The organism is Piscirickettsia litoralis, assembly GCF_001720395.1.
GTDB lineage: Bacteria > Pseudomonadota > Gammaproteobacteria > Piscirickettsiales > Piscirickettsiaceae > Piscirickettsia > Piscirickettsia litoralis.
This window is the reverse complement of the sequence record NZ_MDTU01000002.1, coordinates 241,108-244,933: the sequence shown is the minus strand read 5'-3', so window position 1 is coordinate 244,933 and position 3,826 is coordinate 241,108. Positions and strand designations below refer to the sequence as shown.

3 protein-coding genes are annotated in these 3,826 nt (G+C 34.1%); 2 read left to right on the top strand and 1 reads right to left on the bottom strand.

Features of this window, described 5'->3' with window-relative positions; genetic code table 11:
• The first annotated feature begins 692 nt into the window (after positions 1 to 692).
• Complete coding sequence (locus BGC07_RS16140; RefSeq protein WP_139121797.1) at positions 693 to 911, top strand: hypothetical protein; 219 nt, start codon at positions 693 to 695, stop codon at positions 909 to 911.
• Between the two features lie 200 nt (positions 912 to 1,111).
• The gene (locus BGC07_RS20265; RefSeq protein WP_139121796.1) at positions 1,112 to 1,303 is read left to right on the top strand and encodes a hypothetical protein; all 192 of its coding nucleotides are present in this window, start codon (positions 1,112 to 1,114) and stop codon (positions 1,301 to 1,303) included.
• A gap of 1,381 nt (positions 1,304 to 2,684) precedes the next feature.
• Here BGC07_RS20265 and BGC07_RS16130 read toward each other — a convergent pair.
• Complete coding sequence (locus BGC07_RS16130; protein ID WP_069314088.1) at positions 2,685 to 3,398, bottom strand: ParB/RepB/Spo0J family partition protein; 714 nt, start codon at positions 3,396 to 3,398, stop codon at positions 2,685 to 2,687.
• Positions 3,399 to 3,826 lie beyond the last annotated feature (428 nt).

Here is a 3,826-nt window from a genome sequence, read left to right as displayed (position 1 = left end):
TTTTTATTTGTTGAGTTTTTCCCACCCAAAGATATGAAAGGCAGTTCAGAGTATTGTATTTCCTAAGCGCTAAATTCGAAACAACCTCAACTAAACTATAAATATTACTATATTTACTCTTATATTGGCAACAATAGAGCCAAATATAATCTCACTCAATGAAATTTATAAAAGTACCATAATACAAGCTGAATATACGCCACAAAATAAGCTTTAATTGAACTCATATATATGCCAGATAAATACCTGTATTTAGGAAAAGCCTCTGATTAAAAATCAAAATAGTATATCGCAGCTGCTAAAGAATCTACCCTTTGGCAAGGCCAATATTGCGATCCAGATTTTTTAGCTTATACTACTGTATCCATAAGTTTGTGCCCCCTGATTCTAAGTTGCAACCAAGCATCTAAATAACCGTACGCAACGAATAAATTTTATCCAATTATTTATAGATTACATAGCTCTCTTTTGTTAGATTAACTTGCTAAATTATATTAATCACTAACTAATTAATATAATACTAAAAACTGTGGGTTTTAATTTAAGTTAATTTTAACTATGGGAAAAATTTAAAATAAACAAGGCAACCTCTACTTAAATAACCCACCTTTAGATTTATTTTTTAACGAGGATTTTAAAAATCATGACTGTATTTACAATATACCTTTGTGGAACTGGCTCTACGAGTGAAAATGCTTACGGTAACCCTTTTTTTCCCAGAAGGTGAACTTGTCTCAAGGCTGGCAGCCAATAACAAAGGAAAAGAGTTCGTTGATTGGGTCTGTATTGATGGACCTGGAAGTGGGAACTTAAAAGAAAACCTCTTATGGACCAGAAGTAAAGAATACCCAATGCCACTCGGACAATTACTTGGATTAGGTTGGAATCAAAATGAAAAAACACTCCATTAGCCTTATAAAAGGAGATTACCGATGGGAGGAAAAAAACATCAACAGTAAAGATATAAGTTTAATAAATTCATCAAGAAGATCTTCTGGCTATTCAGAACTTGACATGGAAAATCAAAGACAATTTATTCGCTCATCACAGCAACTTCAGAAAGAAATGGGGAAAAGATTCAGAAAGTCACCTATATCTCATGTAAATCTCGTTGGCTGGAGCAGAGGGGGGGATAACTGCACATATGATTGCAAATGAAATGTTTAAAGAAAAAGAATTAAAGCATATAACCGTAAATATTTTAGCCTTTGATCCCGTTCCTGGAGCGATGAACTATCAAAAAAGCAAAACTCAGTTAAATAAAAATGTGAAAAAAATACGTCGGATTTTACTGCCAAAATGAAAGATCAAAAGGTTTTGACTGCGTAATTCCAACCATTAGCGCTGAAACGAAAATTAAATTGTACCCTATAGCTGGTCGACACGCTACATTAGTTGGCAATATGAGTGATGATGGAGCTTCTGATTGGGGAAATTTGTCTGAGCCTTATTACGTTGTAAGGCATATATCTGAGTGTTACCTAAAAGGATGGGGTGTAAATCTCACTAACACCCTTGACTACACAAGAGAGCACCTTGAAGGACTAATTCAAAAAATACAACAAGACAGATTACGGTATATAGAAATGGGTAAAAACCACATATACTTATAAAGAGAGAATATCTGGTGAGAGGTGTGTATCACTTGGCCAAACTCGGAAAAAATTCAGTAGCATACCTATGCTAAACACTCCACTAAAGTTTAAAAGTTCTCGACTTGGACCATCTAAAACAAGATTGAAAATTCATAAAAAAATCTTGAACTCAACTATAAAAGAAGTAGGCGTGGTTATGCGCTATGGTTAGATAACAAGCTTTACTTGCTGACAGTCCATGCTACAGATAAATACTTAGAATATCACACTTCAAGTAGAGGAGCTTTTCATCATCATGGCGAATCTGGATCAAGAAAAGTTCGTGAGTTAAAAAGAAGATTGATACAGGAAAATGAAGGCTCAGCCATGAAGTTTCGGTCACCAAATTATTCGAAGATAGTTCACAGCTATTTTATTAATGCTATAGATCTAGATAACTATGGCCAAGAAATAGGTGGAAGTATCCGAAGCAATAGTCACTCATTTGTTTCTTTCTTCATAGAAGCCTTATTTAAATATTGCCATGAACTATCAGCAGCATTAAGAAGCGACTGTTCTCCTTATGATTTCACTCCTTCTTATCATAAGAGTATAGGTCTAAAACACGCAAGCATCTTTTCTAAGAGTAGCGGTGTTAATAGTAGACGAAAAAATATACTCCTCAAATTGAAACAAAAAAATTTTTCATCCTTATTATAAGGATGAGTTCAAACACCCACACAATTAAGTTCTAATAGGAGTAGTCCGCCTAGGATTAGGCTTTAAGCCTGTTTTTTGCTATGTCATCACTTAATTAGCACCCGTGCTTTGGGTGCTGGAAGTAATTTTTAGTCGAATTATTTCAATTTCATGATATGACTGATTTTTAGAGTATTGTAATTCCTAAGCGCCAAGGGGTAAGGTCACTCCTAAGCACTTAAATGATCTATTCTACCTCCCCATAAGCGCTATTCAAAAAAATCTTCTCGAACCCTGTTAAGCCGCTTAATACATTGATTAAGGTCTCCAATATCAAGATGGTTTGAATCAATTTTTTCATCTTCCAAATCTACAACTATATTTTGTAAGGTTGTCATTAGAGCATCAAATTTAGAAATGATTTTTTTTTATAGGCTGAGCATCAGTGTTATTTTCTTTATTCTTACCTTTCAAAATATTCTCAACATTTTTTTCAACAGTTCTAACAGTTTGTCCTTTAAGAGCAGCCTGCAGCAAAAGCTTTTGCTCCTCTTTAGAATCTTTTAAACGTAACGTTGCTTTTATATGACCAACATCTATTTTGCCGTCAATTAGTAGCTGTTTAGACTGATCATCCGTGTTCAATATCCTTATATAATTCGAAATATAAGGACGTGATTTACCTGCTAAATGAGAAATTTCCGTGATGCTCATACCAAACTCTTGCTTTAAACGTTGATATGAAAGGGCCTCTTCTAAAGGATTGAGGTCTTCTCTTTGTATATTTTCTATAACAGCTAGCTCATAAGCACTTTGCTCACCTTCTTCTTTCACCACCGCAGGGATTGTTTCTAACCCAGCCAGCTTTGAAGCACGAACTCGTCGTTCACCTGCCACCAATAAATATTGACCACTTCTCAGTTTATTCAATACAACAGGTTGAATAACCCCTTTATCTTTTATTGATTTTGACAGTGACTTTAATTTGTTTTGATCAAAGTATTTTCGCGGCTGCGAAGGATCAAAGTGAATATCACATATTTTAACAGTAAAGATGCTAACAGATGACTGCTTTTTTTTATTAATAATCCCAAAACCTTTAAGCTGTACTGTAGTATTTGTCATGTGACTCTCTAAAAGAAATGCATACTCTTCAAATTATAAGCGATTAAGAATGAAAAAAACATCGTAAAACTCCTTAATTTATTTCATCTTAGGTTTAAAAACTTCCCTGGATATAATGCACTTGCCCTGTAAAGGTCCACCTATAATCCTGTAAAGGTCCACCTATAATCCTGTAAAGGTCCACCTATAATCCTGTAAAGGTCCACCTATAATCCTGTAAAGGTCCACCTATAATCCTGTAAAGGTCCACCTATTGTGATGTAAAGTCCCATGTTTATTGGTTCATAGCCACCCTAAAACTCTTAAATTCTTAAAACTCTTAAAATCTTTTAAAAGGGTATTTTTCTTTTAATTATAAATTGTTGCCTTAATCATATTCTCATTACAATATATCAGGCACATTGGATTTCACTTAAAAATGAAACTTC